The sequence below is a fragment of the Synechococcus sp. C9 genome (assembly GCF_022984075.1).
Classification (GTDB): Bacteria; Cyanobacteriota; Cyanobacteriia; order Gloeomargaritales; family Gloeomargaritaceae; genus Gloeomargarita.
This window is the reverse complement of sequence record NZ_JALAAD010000001.1, coordinates 1,673,501-1,687,796: the sequence shown is the minus strand read 5'-3', so window position 1 is coordinate 1,687,796 and position 14,296 is coordinate 1,673,501. Positions and strand designations below refer to the sequence as shown.

At 52.1% G+C, this 14,296-nt stretch carries 12 protein-coding genes and 2 pseudogenes; 5 read left to right on the top strand and 9 right to left on the bottom strand.

All coding sequences use genetic code 11. The features are described 5' to 3' along the window. The first annotated feature begins 28 nt into the window (after positions 1-28). The 3 genes from MLD66_RS08330 (at position 29) to MLD66_RS08320 (ending at position 3,504) form a co-directional block, all read left to right on the top strand. Positions 29-979 (top strand): transposase, encoded by a 951-nt coding sequence (locus MLD66_RS08330; RefSeq protein ID WP_247214935.1) that lies wholly within the window; start codon positions 29-31, stop codon positions 977-979. A gap of 199 nt (positions 980-1,178) precedes the next feature. After that, positions 1,179-2,591: a tyrosine-type recombinase/integrase gene (locus tag MLD66_RS08325; RefSeq protein WP_247216876.1), complete on the top strand. Its 1,413-nt coding sequence runs from the start codon at positions 1,179-1,181 to the stop codon at positions 2,589-2,591. Continuing rightward, complete coding sequence (locus tag MLD66_RS08320; protein WP_247215030.1) at positions 2,584-3,504, top strand: DUF6262 family protein; 921 nt, start codon at positions 2,584-2,586, stop codon at positions 3,502-3,504. The genes MLD66_RS08325 and MLD66_RS08320 overlap by 8 nt, the downstream gene beginning before the upstream one ends. A 28-nt stretch (positions 3,505-3,532) precedes the next feature. Here MLD66_RS08320 and MLD66_RS08315 read toward each other — a convergent pair whose 3' ends face one another. The 3 genes and pseudogenes from MLD66_RS08315 to MLD66_RS14635 form a co-directional block, all read right to left on the bottom strand. Further along, a complete protein-coding gene (locus tag MLD66_RS08315) occupies positions 3,533-6,358 on the bottom strand; it encodes a tetratricopeptide repeat protein (protein ID WP_247216874.1) in 2,826 nt (941 codons plus the stop codon). A gap of 98 nt (positions 6,359-6,456) precedes the next feature. After that, positions 6,457-7,020: pseudogene (locus tag MLD66_RS14640) on the bottom strand (CmcI family methyltransferase); the annotation flags it as partial. Between the two features lie 90 nt (positions 7,021-7,110). Next, positions 7,111-7,482 (bottom strand): annotated as a pseudogene (locus MLD66_RS14635) (TylF/MycF/NovP-related O-methyltransferase); the annotation flags it as partial. Positions 7,483-7,568: 86 nt separating this feature from the next. On the opposite strand from MLD66_RS14635, the gene MLD66_RS08305 reads away from it, so the two are divergent. Further along, positions 7,569-8,519, top strand: a complete 951-nt coding sequence (locus tag MLD66_RS08305) for a transposase (protein ID WP_247214935.1) — start codon at positions 7,569-7,571, stop codon at positions 8,517-8,519. A gap of 41 nt (positions 8,520-8,560) precedes the next feature. On the opposite strand, the gene MLD66_RS08300 is transcribed toward MLD66_RS08305, so the two are convergent. Continuing rightward, positions 8,561-9,070: a TylF/MycF family methyltransferase gene (locus tag MLD66_RS08300; RefSeq protein WP_247216869.1), complete on the bottom strand. Its 510-nt coding sequence runs from the start codon at positions 9,068-9,070 to the stop codon at positions 8,561-8,563. An 872-nt stretch (positions 9,071-9,942) separates the two neighbouring features. Between MLD66_RS08300 and MLD66_RS08295 the strand changes: the two genes are divergently transcribed. Beyond that, the gene (locus MLD66_RS08295; protein ID WP_281438412.1) at positions 9,943-10,488 is read left to right on the top strand and encodes a transposase; all 546 of its coding nucleotides are present in this window, start codon (positions 9,943-9,945) and stop codon (positions 10,486-10,488) included. A gap of 43 nt (positions 10,489-10,531) precedes the next feature. Here MLD66_RS08295 and MLD66_RS08290 read toward each other — a convergent pair whose 3' ends face one another. The 5 genes from MLD66_RS08290 to MLD66_RS08270 form a co-directional block, all read right to left on the bottom strand. Further along, the gene (locus MLD66_RS08290) at positions 10,532-10,897 is read right to left on the bottom strand and encodes a hypothetical protein (RefSeq protein ID WP_247216867.1); all 366 of its coding nucleotides are present in this window, start codon (positions 10,895-10,897) and stop codon (positions 10,532-10,534) included. Positions 10,898-11,006: 109 nt separating this feature from the next. Then, a complete protein-coding gene (gene nuoH / locus MLD66_RS08285; RefSeq protein WP_247216865.1) occupies positions 11,007-12,125 on the bottom strand; it encodes an NADH-quinone oxidoreductase subunit NuoH in 1,119 nt (372 codons plus the stop codon). Then, on the bottom strand, positions 12,125-13,306 hold the full coding sequence (locus MLD66_RS08280; protein ID WP_247216863.1) for an NAD(P)H-quinone oxidoreductase subunit H: 1,182 nt from the start codon (positions 13,304-13,306) through the stop codon (positions 12,125-12,127). Before MLD66_RS08280 ends, nuoH begins: the two co-directional genes overlap by 1 nt. 50 nt (positions 13,307-13,356) lie before the next feature. After that, on the bottom strand, positions 13,357-13,977 hold the full coding sequence (gene purN / locus MLD66_RS08275; RefSeq protein ID WP_247216861.1) for a phosphoribosylglycinamide formyltransferase: 621 nt from the start codon (positions 13,975-13,977) through the stop codon (positions 13,357-13,359). After that, positions 13,978-14,271, bottom strand: a complete 294-nt coding sequence (locus MLD66_RS08270; RefSeq protein ID WP_247216860.1) for a hypothetical protein — start codon at positions 14,269-14,271, stop codon at positions 13,978-13,980. It lies immediately after the preceding gene. Positions 14,272-14,296 lie beyond the last annotated feature (25 nt).

The following is a 14,296-nucleotide window of genomic DNA, read 5'->3' as shown; positions in this document are numbered from 1 at the left end:
GGTAGAAACCACGAGTAACAGTATTTTTATGAGACGACAAATTCAGGGACTTATCAAGCCCTTGCTGAACCTTCTTCCCAAAAACGACTATCCAGTCTTGGATACTCGCTTGTTTGTACTCATATGGATGCACTTCATTTTAGATGCAAGAGTCGCCACCATGCGGGGCTTATTCTTCCTCTTGAATCATCTCAATTTTAAAGTTGACATATCAACGTTTTCTAAGGCGTGTAAACATCGTAGCACCGAGCCGTTTCAAGTGATCCTAAGAGAACTGCAAAAACGGCTTAAACATCATCAAGGTGAATTTAAGCACTTATTCCCATTAGATTCTACCATTATCACCCTGACCAGCAAATTATTCTGGCACTACAAGCAGGTAAAATTGACGCTTGGCCTGGATATAAATGAGGGCAATATCGGTGACGAATCAATTATATTTGGAAAGACTAATGACCATAAAATTGGGCATCTTGTGATTGGGACGATACCTGAGAATGCCGTTGGTATCATGGATAGGGGTTTTGCTTCCTGGAAATTAATGGACGAAATGTGTAAACGAAATACATTGTTTATTGTGCGGATTAGAAATAATATGAAGTTGCAACCTGACAATCCGGATATTCGGGTAATTCAATTTTTTAATGAAGAGGAAAACACAGAATATAGGCTAGCGACTAACGTGACTTCGATGACGGATGAAGAGATTTGTTCAGCCTATCGTTTGCGCTGGCGAATTGAGTTGCTTTGGAAGGCACTAAAGATGCACTTGAAATTGGATAGAATCATTACCAAGAATGAGAATGGTGTGCGGCTACAGATTTATGCCGTATTGATTGGTTATCTAATTTTAAGATTGCTGGAGATAGGTCACAATAAGACCTATGAATTGATTGACAAGTTGCGATATTTACAAATAGAAATAGGCCGACACTGTAGCTTCATGGAACTCGTAGGGGTAGAGCCGCTCGTAGGATAACCCTGACCCCTTATGTTAAGTTTTATTACGGACATTCAACACTACTGGTCCTAACCCTCTTTGTACTGGCATTGGTTCAAGGGGTCAAAGGGGATGGATTTACAAATGTAACGATCTAGGGTACGGCAGATGTCGCTATTGCAAGATAATTTTTGAGCCTTCAGCTACCGTTCAATACAACTGGCAGGGTAGGCAGAAGTTGCAAGAACTACTCCCGTTTGACTTTGCCGCTAATACCTGGGACTTGCGGCACTTCTATGAAAAGCCCTACTACCGACTCCTTACTTTTGATGGCATTGAACCTGATTGGTTCTGCTTGCAGGCAAAACAGTATTTGCACTACCTACTCAAAGCTCAAGTATATTCTTCAACATCCCAAATCCGTGCCATCCGTGCTGTGCTGGGACAGTTGGGCGAAGTGCTTAAGCAAAGAAAATGTTCATCACTGCAAGACATCAAGCGCAGTGACATTCTGAACCTGATTGATGCTTGGCAAAGCATAAAAGGGCGAACAGTATACACAAAGCTCTATCAGCTTAAGGAGTTTTTGAGTTGGGCTGGCCTTGAGGCTGAAGCCTTAGTTAAACGCAGAGACTTTCCCAAGATTCGTCATGATGACCCCGTATGGTTGGATGAACCCACTCGTTCTGCTATCAAGTCGCACCTGCACAAATTACCAGAGCCACTAGCAAGGCACTACTTGGTTCAGGAGTACACAGCCGCACGACCCGGTGATGTCTGCCAGATGCAGTTTGACTGCCTCGTTGCGGAAAACAGCAAGTGGTACATCCGTTTCTTTCAGCAGAAGACCAAACGTTGGCATCAGATTCCAGCTAACCGTGAAATCCGGCGCATCATTGAAGCACAGCAAGCTTGGATACGACAGACCTTAGGCCCAGACTACAATTACCTGTTCTGCCACTTCAGGGTTTTCAAAAAAGGTTCTTACCCGAAATTCAGCCGTATTAAACCTCTCCCAGAACCACCTAAGACAAATGCTGATGTTAACCCAATGGTGCGAGCGATTCGCTATCTCATTGAAGCGGAGGACATTCGGGACAGCAACGGTCAACAACCCCACTTCACGGGTCGAATCACCCGCTCTAGCCGCCTCCAAGAGATACGGGTCAAGCACGGGATAGAAGCAGCCCAACTCTACGCTGACCATGTTTCCAGCACAACAACCTTTCAGCACTACGCCCCACCCACTCGTGAGCAGGTTGCAACGGCTGACCTCCCCTTCCAAGAGCTACTGCTTAACCCCGACAACAAGTTCCTGCCCTGGCAATCCCTGCCCGAGAGCCTGCTGAAAAACCCTAAAGCCCATGAGTTAGACATTGAGATAAACCCCCGTCTTACCGTCTACGGCCATTGCGCTCTTGACCCCAAGACTCCCTGCCCTCACAACCTTTACCCCAAGTGCTACGGCTGTAGTAGTTTCCGACCCAGCACTGGCAAGTTGCCCCTTTACGAGCGGCAGTACCAAAGCGAAGTACAGCGTATGGAACAAGCAAAGACAGCAGGCGCAGAGCTGTCCTACGAGGAGGCTAAAGCGACTGTGGAAGCGATGAAGCAGTGGCTACCACAACTCAGGGAGGTGGCTCATGGCTAGAGGCAACCGTGAGAAGCAGACTGAAACGCTCCGCCAGGCACAACAGCAACGCAAAGAGCAGAAGCGGCAACAGGTGTTTGAGGCGGTACGGACGCTCCAGCAACAGGGCAAGACCATCACCTTTGCAGCTATTGCTCGTGTTGCTCAAGTTTCTATCAGCTATCTCTACAAATGGCCGGAAGTCAAGGACTACATTCAGTCGCTTCGCGAGGAACAATCTCATCAGCTTGCCCCCTTACCTCAAGAAGCTGAACCTGGGCCATACAGCCTCAAGACCCTGCATGAGGTCGCCCGCAAGCGTATCAAAGAGCTAGAGGCTGAGATTCAGGAGCTAAAGCGCCAGAACGAACTGTACCGAGGGCATGTTGCGGAAATCTTTGAGTTGCGCGATGAGGTAGAACGCTTGCGGGAGTTGTTGCGGCAGTTCACTGAGCCTCGCCCCACCTCCAAGGTTGTGGCACTCCAAGCGGTAGCCCCCAGCACCGCCTCAGACATTGATCCAGACATTGTACAGAAGCTAGAAACTTTGGGTGTAAAGCTCGGTGTACGCCTCCAGCGTGAGATTAAGCAACACAAGCCAGAGAAAGTCATGCTGGCAATTGAAGCCTTTGAGCAGTACCGCTCGCAGCATGTGGTGGAGAACCCTGCGGGTTGCCTCCTACAGATGATTCGAGATGGGGCGGAACCGAACGTACCCTTGGAGGCACCTGTACCTGAGATGGATGAGTTTGACCGCTGGTACGCTGAGGCCATTGCTCAGGGATTCTGCCTTGACATCCCCCGCCGCTACCTAAGCACGATGGGAACGGAGCCTTTGGTTAAGGTAGTGGATAAGAGCCGTTCTGAGGGCTATCAAGTCATGCCCTGGAGGGAGGCTAGAGAGTATCAAAAGAGCTTACGTCGTGGAAGATAGAGACTATTATTTAGGCTAAACAAGACTTTTACAACGTGGAGTATACATAAGCGTTCAGGTCACGGCCTTCGATCATCCCCTTCAGCTGGGGGTCGAGGTTAGCACGCACGTCCTGCACCTGCCAGCCCGTTTCGCTGAGCATCCGTAGCGCACTGCGACGGGTAAAAAAGCGTAGGTGGGTGATGTCCAGAATCCCAGCCCCCGCATAGAGCCAGTCCCCCAGGGCTAGCCCCTCCAGGACACGTAGGTTCCGCACATTGGGTAGGCTTACATAAAGTGCCCCACCTGGAGCCAGCAGGGTCTTAAGCCGTTCGAGGGACTGCCACGGGTGGTAGAGGTGTTCCAGCACATCAGCGGCGATGATGGTGTCAAACTGACCAGTGAGCGGTGCCAGGTCAATCTCCTCAAAGCGTCCCGTGAACACCTGGCCGTAATCGGCACGGGCTTTCTCCGCCGCCGCCGGGAGTAGTTCGACCCCCACCACCCTGACCCCCGGGAACTGCCCTTTGAGCCAACGACCCGTGGCACCGACGAAACAACCAAGGTCAAAAACCGCCCTGGGTGCCGCCGGAATCATCTGGAGAAGTCCCACTGGGGCATAGGTGTGCGAGAGCGTGGTCAGGTGTAGGTCTTGGTCAAGGAGTCGCCAGACGGGTGGGGTGGCATTGCCAGGGGTTGCGGGGTTACTCACAGATGTTGCTCCTGGGGGTGATGGTGTGGTGGGTGGCATCAAGCCGTGGACGGGTGTGGGGGCAAACTGGTTGGGTACGGCGTCGGACTCGGATGAGCTACTCATCGGCAACTCCTGCAGACAGGGGGTAGCAAGGGGTTCAGCAACAGCGCTCTTGTCGGGTGTATCCTGCCGGGGTGGAGCGACGACACAGCCCTGTTCCCGCTCGTAGTGGTAGTCCGGGTAAGTGGCACGGTGCTGGGGCAGTAACGCTAGGGCAGTGGGGTTGCCCCGCTCAGCCAGTTCCTCCAGAAGTACCCGCTCAAATCCCCGCACCACCCGCACATCGTTGCAGGCCAAGGGGGCGGCGGCTTGAATCCGGGCACGCCGGGCGGCATAGGCTTCTGGACGCTGTTGCCACTCCTCGATGAGTTCCCCCACCTTGGCAATGTAGGCATCCAGGTTCTCCACCACCGTGTCGGCACACCCGATGGTTTCCAGCAGTCCTGCGGCCAGCCGTTGGCGTAAGAAACGCCCCTTGAGCGTGACAATCGGGATGCCCGCAAAGACCCCCTGCCAGGCGGTGGTGTAGCCGGAAAAGCTGGGCACATCCAGGTAGAGGGTAGCCCGTGAGAGAAGGGTGGTGAAGACTTGGGGCGGTTGAAACTCCAGGACGACCATCTGCTGGGTCACGTCCACACCCGCCGCCGTCAGTGCTGCCGTGATGCGTTCGAGCGGTGCGGTGCCCATTCTGCCGAAATCACTTTGGCGAAAGAACAGGAGCTTGAGGGTGGGGTAGGTCTGGGCCAGGCGCACCCATAGGGAGTCATCGGCGGGGACGAGCTTGAAGGACAAACAAGGTACCAGGGCCACCGGACGGCCATCGGCAAAGTGCGTAGCTAGGGCTTCAGGAAGAGGGGCAGGCACGAGCGTTGCGTTAGGGGTACAGGCACCCGTACCCGGCAGGCGCACCAACCGTTCAATGTAGTGGGTCGCCGCATCCGGGGGTTCCAGGGCTGTGCCACTGAAATAGAGGTCCACCGTCTGAAGCCCCGAACTGACCGGATGACCCCACGTCGTCACCTGCAAGGGGGCAAAGCGGCGTGCGGCCACCCCGACACTGACATCATTCATGGCCGTATCGGGTAGGAACAGCACATCGGGTGCCTCTCGCTGGAGCAGGTCTTCCCAACCACTGGGGCGATTGCCGTAGTAGCGGGCACAGCGTTCCTTGAGCCAAGCAGTCTGGTCATCTTCCGAGGGAGCAAGGCTAATTGCTACCAACTCGAAAAAGTGGCAGTCAAGATAGCCAATAAGGTTGCGTAGCAGTATGAACCACACAGACTGACGACGGAACACAGTGGTTAGAATCACCAGCCGCAGTCGTTCCCGCACAGGTGGATGGGGCACTGGCGTAGGGGGGTAGAGGGTGGCGATCATTTCCCCCCAGTCCCGCAGATAAGGGGTAATGTCGCCGGGGTAGTAAGCCAAAGCAAAGGGGCCCCATCTATAGGGATGCGGAAATGACCGTCGCTCTGCTTCGTTCCGTGTCTTTGCCCAATCTCGGACATCTGCAATGTGGGCCATGAAACGCTCCAGCATCGCCTGGTGTACCGCTTCGCTGGCAGGGATACGCTCCAGGGCAACCAGCGGCCAGTAGAGCTGATTTAAAACGTGGTCAGGAGCCTTGGTAATTAGCGTAGCCAAAAGCTCTTCTGCTTCATCTCGCCGTCCCGTCTCTTCAAGCCAGATCACCAAGTTTCCCTTGGCTTTGTCGTCGTCAGGACAGTGCGCCACGACGCTACGCAGTACCTCGACCGCCGCTTCTTTGTTACCAGAGAGATAAAGGGCCTCGGCCAACAAGCCCTTGGCTTGGATGTCGTCCGGTGCAGTTTCGAGGAACTGTTGCAAAGGCGCAATAGCCCTTTTCACCTCACCATACTTGATGAAAATCTGCGCCCGCTTCTTGATGACAATGGGGTCTTGGTCGCCCAGCGCTTCGAGGGCATCCAGGGCTTGCAGTGCCAGTTTATGTTGATGGGCACGGTGGAAGACATCGGCCAGGGTCCTAAGGCTGGCCCTATCCTGGCGTGCAATCGCCTGTTGGAGTCCCTCGGCGGTGGCAGGCGGGGGTGTCCCTTGCGCCGCTTTTGGTTTGTTTTGTTTATTTTTCTTGCGACCCATTGGTTTCCTACGGAACGGATTGCAAATTTATCCCTTTGACCAAAGCAGTTGCACCAGTCATAACATACCTGAACCCCTCGCACCATCCCTTGCCGGACTCACTGCTTGAGCCAGTAGCCGTTGGGATTCCAAGTGACGTTTTGCCCCCAAAAGTCGCAATACTCCGTGAGCAGGCGGTACTGCCCAGGCCGTTCGCTGATGAACCGTTGCACCGCCACGTTGGGGCCGCCCTCATACCGTTCGGCAATGCCCAAGTCGCTCACAATGCCATCTTCCACTACTAAAACATCCCCCGCTTGCATAAATTGATCCAAATAACTAATAGCGGCCAGGCAGTGGTCAGCGACATGGCTCGAATCCTCGATGACCAGCCACGGGTGCGGCAAGGCGGTCAGGCGCTCCGGGGTCAAAGTCGGTGCCAAATTCCCAGCATCCCCTAGCAGGAACGTGACCCTGGGATGGGTAACGCCCTCCGGTGGGGTAATGTCCACCGAAACCACCTGCCCATCAATGCCATAGAGTTCCATCATCTCCGCCAACCACAGGGCACTGCCGCCAAACTTGGAACCAATTTCCATCACCGTGCGCGGCTGGAACTGCCACACCAACCGCCAGTAATTGGCAAAATCAAAGGGATTTTTCCACAACCCCACCTCCCGCCAAGTGTAGCGATGGGTGGCGGCTTGAATCTCATGCAGGTTTTTCGGGCACAGCGCCGTGGCAAAACTGCGTACCGGCTGGGACTGCCCCCCTTTGCGCCAAAACGCCCCTGCCCAGTCAATGCGCTTGATGGGGTCACTGATGTTGCGGGTCTCCCGAAATTCATGAATTGCCCGACGGCACGGTTCAAAATCCCCATAGTCATCCACAATGATGTAACCGCCGGGAACGACCTTGTCATAAAGGGCATTCAGCGCATCCATGGTGGACTCATACAGGTCGCCATCCAGCCGCAGTAGGGCAATACGTTCCACCGGCAGTTGAGGCAAGGTGTCCCGAAACCACCCTTTGACAAAGACCACCCGGTTGTCCAACAGGTCGTAGCGCCGGAAGTTTTCCTGCACCTCCTCTAGTGACACTGCCAGAATGGGGAACTTCTCCTTGCTAAAGTCGTAACCGGCCAGTAGTGTTGAATGTTAACGAAAGGGTGGAAAAGGGAGACTAAAAATGGTATTTTAGATTGGTAGAAACCACGAGTAACAGTATTTTTATGAGACGACAAATTCAGGGACTTATCAAGCCCTTGCTGAACCTTCTTCCCAAAAACGACTATCCAGTCTTGGATACTCGCTTGTTTGTACTCATATGGATGCACTTCATTTTAGATGCAAGAGTCGCCACCATGCGGGGCTTATTCTTCCTCTTGAATCATCTCAATTTTAAAGTTGACATATCAACGTTTTCTAAGGCGTGTAAACATCGTAGCACCGAGCCGTTTCAAGTGATCCTAAGAGAACTGCAAAAACGGCTTAAACATCATCAAGGTGAATTTAAGCACTTATTCCCATTAGATTCTACCATTATCACCCTGACCAGCAAATTATTCTGGCACTACAAGCAGGTAAAATTGACGCTTGGCCTGGATATAAATGAGGGCAATATCGGTGACGAATCAATTATATTTGGAAAGACTAATGACCATAAAATTGGGCATCTTGTGATTGGGACGATACCTGAGAATGCCGTTGGTATCATGGATAGGGGTTTTGCTTCCTGGAAATTAATGGACGAAATGTGTAAACGAAATACATTGTTTATTGTGCGGATTAGAAATAATATGAAGTTGCAACCTGACAATCCGGATATTCGGGTAATTCAATTTTTTAATGAAGAGGAAAACACAGAATATAGGCTAGCGACTAACGTGACTTCGATGACGGATGAAGAGATTTGTTCAGCCTATCGTTTGCGCTGGCGAATTGAGTTGCTTTGGAAGGCACTAAAGATGCACTTGAAATTGGATAGAATCATTACCAAGAATGAGAATGGTGTGCGGCTACAGATTTATGCCGTATTGATTGGTTATCTAATTTTAAGATTGCTGGAGATAGGTCACAATAAGACCTATGAATTGATTGACAAGTTGCGATATTTACAAATAGAAATAGGCCGACACTGTAGCTTCATGGAACTCGTAGGGGTAGAGCCGCTCGTAGGATAACCCTGACCCCTTATGTTAAGTTTTATTACGGACATTCAACACTACTGGTAACCGGCATCTTCAGGTTGGGCGGGCACCGGCAATCCCTCGAAGCTGTCGCACACCCACACCCGCCGCTCCGGTAGCCCATAGGCTTCCAGATAACTCCGCATGAAAATACACGCCCCGCCCCGCCACACCCCCGTTTCCACCAGGTCACCCGCAATGTGCTCCTCGCGAATGCGGTCAAGGCACCATTCGATGTTATCCAGGCGTTTGCGGCCAATCATCGTGTGAGAAAACTCGCACACATTCCGCAGACTGATCACCCCCAGCGTGCCGTCGGGTCGCTTGATCTGGGCATTCCACCAGGGCTTACCCTCCTGCCGTGCCTGCCTGATTTGGGCAAACCCCTGCGGTAGGCGTTGTCGAATCTCACGCACCACCGTAGCATCCACCGGCTGTTGCGCCGCCAACTGGCTAAAGATGTAAAGCAGGCGCAGTTCGTTTTCCAGATAGATTTCGTTGAGCAGGCTCTTTTTAACCAGCGTCAAATAGCGTTGGGGGTCCATTACTCCTCCTGGTTAGTGTGGTATGGTGTGGATGAGCCACTGCAACGTAAAAAATTCCACCATCTCCCCTGGCGGCAGGTCGCACAGCACCAGCTATTTAAGCTCAAGTTTGCGCACCGCACCCAGGTCATGGTTGGCAATCATCCCTTGGACCCGTGGGTCGCATGATGACAATGTGTTTGCATTTGCACCGGTGTCTCACCCATTCTAAAAAAGCAATTGTGTTATGACAATAACCTTCTATAGCAATCCTACTTGATTAGTGAACAGAGATTTCCCAGAACCAAGGACGGGGGCGGTGCCCCTGCGACCCCTATTCTATTCTCATTTAGGACTGCTATGGTGGCACCTCTATTTATTTGCTCGTGTACTTCCACAAGGTATCTGAAAGCCCCATTCTTTATTGGGAACCTCTATTGATTTGAACCAATCATCAATCCCATCGTGGGAAGACCCATATTAGCCAGAACCAAGGGCGGGGGTGCCCCCCTGCGACCGCTAACTTTGAATTGGTAGAGGTGCCCCTCAGAGACTGTATAGAACCTGTTTGCAATTATACTGGGAGAAAGAAATTACAGGTAGAGCAATGACATACACAACCAATTTAAGCGCATCACAATTTGAGATTTTAGACCAATATCTACCAAAGAGTAAGACAAAAAAGCATGTAGTTTCAAGGCATGCCATCGTGAATGCCATCATGTATCAGCTCAAAAATGGCTGTCAATGGCGAGACTTACCTCGAGATTTCCCCAAGTGGCAGACTGTGTACTCTCAGTTTCGGCGATGGCAAAATAATGGTACTTGGGAAAGGGTATTGGTAGCATTGGAGAAAATTGAAAGAGAGAGATTAAAAAAAAGAATATCCTAGCTTGCTCATAGGGGACTCTATGTGTGTGAAGAACACAGATACAGCAGGCATTGAAACGAAAGGATTTTGTCACTATAAATGCACTAACGGAATCAAACGGCATTTATTGGTGGATACTTTAGGGAATCCCTACTTTATCTTATGTAGTAAAGCAAGCCTGAGCGACAATCATGGATTATTAGAAATAATAAGAGAGCATAAACAATTCTTTTTAGAACTGCCTCAAGAGGTAACAATTTTACTAGATAACGGCTATCAAAAAAGATATTTAGAAGAAGAGATAGAAAAAATGGAACCACTTTTGCGGAATAAGATAATCATTGAGATATCAAAAAAAATTACACCGGAACAGAAAGCCAAATCGAAGAAAGAGAATCCACAGAAGCAAGGATTTGTGGTGATTGCGAAGCGATGGATAGTAGAAAGAACCAATGCGTGGATAAATCAATGCAGAGTATTATGGAAAAACTGTGAAGGCTTAATCAAGACAAGTCAAACAAAAATCAGAATTTGTGCCATACGCTTAATCCTACGTAGAATCGCTTAAAATGATTGCAAACAGGTTCTATATTCCGAACTTGATGAAACTGCTAAGTTTCCACTCGGTGTGCCCGTAAGAGCACGTTCATTCCCAAGCCCTCTTGGCTCAACCAAAAAGCGCAGACCCACCAAGACACCGCATCTTGACGATAAATACCATAGGTGAGGGGATAGGCTTGCAAAATGTCGGCTATTTCTGCTAAGGGCGATACCTCAGTCATATAATCATTCCACACTTCCGCATCCAGAACTTCATAGGTGTAATCCGCAGGGAAGTAGATGCGGCTTGCGTCTAAACTAGGCTGATTGGTCAGTAACAACTGGGCGGGATCAGAAGACTCACACCCCAAACGGTCGCCAATTTGAAAGGTTAATTGAAACAAGCGGTTAATCTGATCAAATTGCTCAGAATTCATCGCTTCCCAATCCCTATTCAACTTCCCGGAAATTCAGGAAAGGCAACGCCCCCACCAGCATTCCCAGGTTCCGTGACAATCTAACCGTTGCGCCATCCCTCCATCAGACCTAACCGCCAAACACCCCCGGAAAAGTCAGCTTCAACGCCGCCGTCATCAGCAAATTCGCCAAAGCCACCGGCAGGAGGAACTTCCAACCTAGGTCTAATAACTGGTCAATCCGCACCCGGGGCACCGTCCAGCGCAGGAGAATGGCTAAAAAGAGCATGAAATACGCCTTAATCAGCGTCATCGTAATCCCCAACATCCCGGCGATCACCTGCACCAGGGGATTGTCCAAACTCAAATTCAGCCAACCCGCCAGGGCATCCACCGACACCGGCGACTCCCAACCCCCCAGGTACAGCACCGCCACCAGAAGGCAGGATAAGACCAAATTGAGATAGGAACCAGCGTAAAACAGCATGAAATTCACCGCCGTATATTCCGTCTGATACCCCGCCACCAACTCCTCCTCCGCCTCCGGCAAATCAAAAGGCAGACGCTCACATTCCGCCAAAGCCGCAATCCAGAAGATCACAAACCCCACCGGTTGCCGCCACACATTCCAGCCCAAAATGCCATAGCCCGTCTGCTGATCCACAATGTCAATCGTGCTGAGGCTGTTGGACATCATCGCCACCGCCAACACCGCCAACGCCAAAGGCACCTCATAGCTAATGGATTGCGCCGCCGCCCGCAGTCCCCCCAACAGGGAATACTTATTGTTGGAACCGTACCCCGCCATCAACAAACCAATCGGGGCAATGCTGGAAATGGCAATCCACAGGAAAATTCCCACCCCCAAATCCGTAATGACAATGTTATGACCAAACGGCACGATCACATAGGCCAACAGCACCGCCATCACCACCACCACCGGCCCCAGGGAGAATAACCAACCATCCGCCTTAGCCGGGCGCACATTTTCCTTAACCAACAACTTCACCACATCCGCAATCGGGATCAGCATCCCCAACGGCCCCGCATACTCCGGCCCAATCCGTTGTTGCACCGCCGCCGACACCTTCCGCTCCAACCAAGTCGCCACCAACGCCCACAGGGTCGCAAACGTCAGCACCAACACCATCGGCAAGGGCAACCACAGGGCATGAGCCAACCCCGGCGTGACCCCCACCCCTTCCAGCCATTGGACGAATGAGTGCTGTAAATCAATCCCGGTTTCCATTAGCGATCCACCTCACCCATAATGATGTCAATACTGCCCAAAATCGCCATAATATCTGCCACCTTCATCCCCCGCACCAACTGGGGTAAAACCTGCAAATTGATAAATCCAGGTGGACGGATTTTCCACCGCCAAGGAAACACACTATCATCCCCGAGGATATAAACCCCCAATTCCCCCTTGGGCGCCTCCACCCGCACATAATGCTCGCCCTTGGGAATCTTAAACGTCGGGGAGGATTTTTTGCTAATAAATTGATAATCAAAGCCACCCCATTCGGATTTCGGGCCACTGCTGATCCGCTTGGCTTCTAAATTTTCATAGGGTCCACCGGGTAAGCCCTTCAACGCCTGCTGGATAATTTTGGCGGACTGCCGCATTTCCCCGAGACGCACCACATAGCGGGCAAAACAATCCCCATCCGTCGCCCACTGCACTTCCCAGTCAAAATCGTCGTAACACTCGTAGTGATCCACCTTCCGCAAATCCCATTTCACCCCAGAAGCCCGCAACATCGGCCCCGACATCCCCCAATTGATCGCATCTTCCCGGGAAAGCGTGCCCACCCCCTGCACCCGTTTGCGGAAAATCGGATTATCCGTGATCAACCGCTCGTACTCGTCCACCTTGGGCAGGAAATAGTTACAAAAATCCTCGCACTTATCCACCCAACCGTAGGGCAAATCGGCGGCGACCCCCCCCACCCGGAAGTAATTGTGCATCATCCGCATCCCGGTGGCGGCTTCAAACAGGTCATAGACCATTTCCCGTTCCCGGAAGATGTAAAAGAATGGGGTTTGCGCTCCCACATCCGCCAAAAAAGGGCCAAGCCAGAGCAAATGGGAGGCAATCCGGCTCAATTCCAGCATGATCACCCGGATATAACTCGCCCGTTTGGGCACCGGCACATCCGCCAATTTTTCCGGCGCATTCACCGTGATCGCTTCGGTAAACATGGTCGCCAGGTAGTCCCACCGGGTCACGTAGGGCAAATACTGCACCACCGTCCGGTTTTCAGCAATTTTTTCCATCGAGCGATGCAAATATCCCAATACCGGCTCGCAGTCAATCACATTTTCCCCGTCTAGGGTGACCATCAGGCGCAACACCCCGTGCATGGAGGGATGATGCGGACCGAAGTTGATCACCATCGGGTCGGTGCGGGTTTTAATCATTGTCATGGGTGTGACCTCAAAGGCAGGGGCTACCACACTTCAGTATAAACGCCCCGTCAGGAATTTCCCACCGCCGCCCAAAGAATCGCTTGGGGATACAACCGATGCTCCTGCTGTTGAATCCGAGCGTGCAAACTGGCGACCGTATCCCCGGGTAGAACTGGCACCGCCGCCTGGGCAATGATGGGCCCGCTGTCCACCGCCAAGACCACCCGATGCACCGTACAGCCGGTAATTTTCACCCCCGCCGCTAACGCCCGCTCCACCGCCTTGATGCCTGGAAACGCCGGAAGCAAACTGGGATGGATATTCAACACCTGCGCCCCAAACGGCTGTAATAACACCTCAGTCGCCTGCCGCATCCACCCCGCCATGACCACCCACTCAGTGCCCCAATTTTTCAATGTACTGACAATATCCTGATCAAAGCTCTCCCGGTCGGGATAATCCCGATGGTTGACCAGGTGACTTTTGACCCCCGCCGCTTGCGCCCGTTGCACCACCCCTGCCCCCGGATTGTTGTAGATCACCCCTGTGATCACAGCGGGTAATGTTTGGGCAGAAATCGCCTCCACAATAGCGGTGAAATTACTCCCATTTCCCGACGCTAAAATCCCCAAGCGCAGGGGTTCCCCCCGGTAGTCCGGGCAATGCTCCGGTACGGTCAAAACGTCCACCTACCAAGCCCCCCACCAGTCCGCCAACAGTAAGCCCAAAACCGTGCCGATAAAAATCGGGAGTGCCTGCCAAAACCGGGGGGATAGCCGCTCGTACCAAGGGCGAGGAGTAGGAAGGGGGGGAGTAGTTTTTGGGGATACTGGAGCAGGTTTCGCCCAGCGGGGGGGGCGGTTCTCAAAGTTGGCGATGCCTGCCCGTACCAAGGCTTGCGCCTCCCGTACCGCTTCCCAGGATTGTTGGCGACTGACGGCTAACCGTTCCAATCGCCGGTTCAAGTCCTCACGATCCGCCATGCTGTCCGAGTTTCTCAGGTTATAC

Excerpts from the sequence above, each read along its gene's own strand:
- MLD66_RS08300 (WP_247216869.1), bottom strand. The coding sequence starts at position 9,070 with ATGGACCCCCAACGCTATTTGACGCTGGTTAAAAAGAGCCTGCTCAAC.
- MLD66_RS08305 (WP_247214935.1), top strand. The coding sequence starts at position 7,569 with ATGAGACGACAAATTCAGGGACTTATCAAGCCCTTGCTGAACCTTCTT.
- MLD66_RS08270 (WP_247216860.1), bottom strand. The coding sequence starts at position 14,271 with ATGGCGGATCGTGAGGACTTGAACCGGCGATTGGAACGGTTAGCCGTC.
- MLD66_RS08315 (WP_247216874.1), bottom strand. The coding sequence starts at position 6,358 with ATGGGTCGCAAGAAAAATAAACAAAACAAACCAAAAGCGGCGCAAGGG.
- nuoH (WP_247216865.1), bottom strand. The coding sequence starts at position 12,125 with ATGGAAACCGGGATTGATTTACAGCACTCATTCGTCCAATGGCTGGAA.
- MLD66_RS08290 (WP_247216867.1), bottom strand. The coding sequence starts at position 10,897 with ATGAATTCTGAGCAATTTGATCAGATTAACCGCTTGTTTCAATTAACC.
- MLD66_RS08320 (WP_247215030.1), top strand. The coding sequence starts at position 2,584 with ATGGCTAGAGGCAACCGTGAGAAGCAGACTGAAACGCTCCGCCAGGCA.
- MLD66_RS08330 (WP_247214935.1), top strand. The coding sequence starts at position 29 with ATGAGACGACAAATTCAGGGACTTATCAAGCCCTTGCTGAACCTTCTT.
- MLD66_RS08280 (WP_247216863.1), bottom strand. The coding sequence starts at position 13,306 with ATGACAATGATTAAAACCCGCACCGACCCGATGGTGATCAACTTCGGT.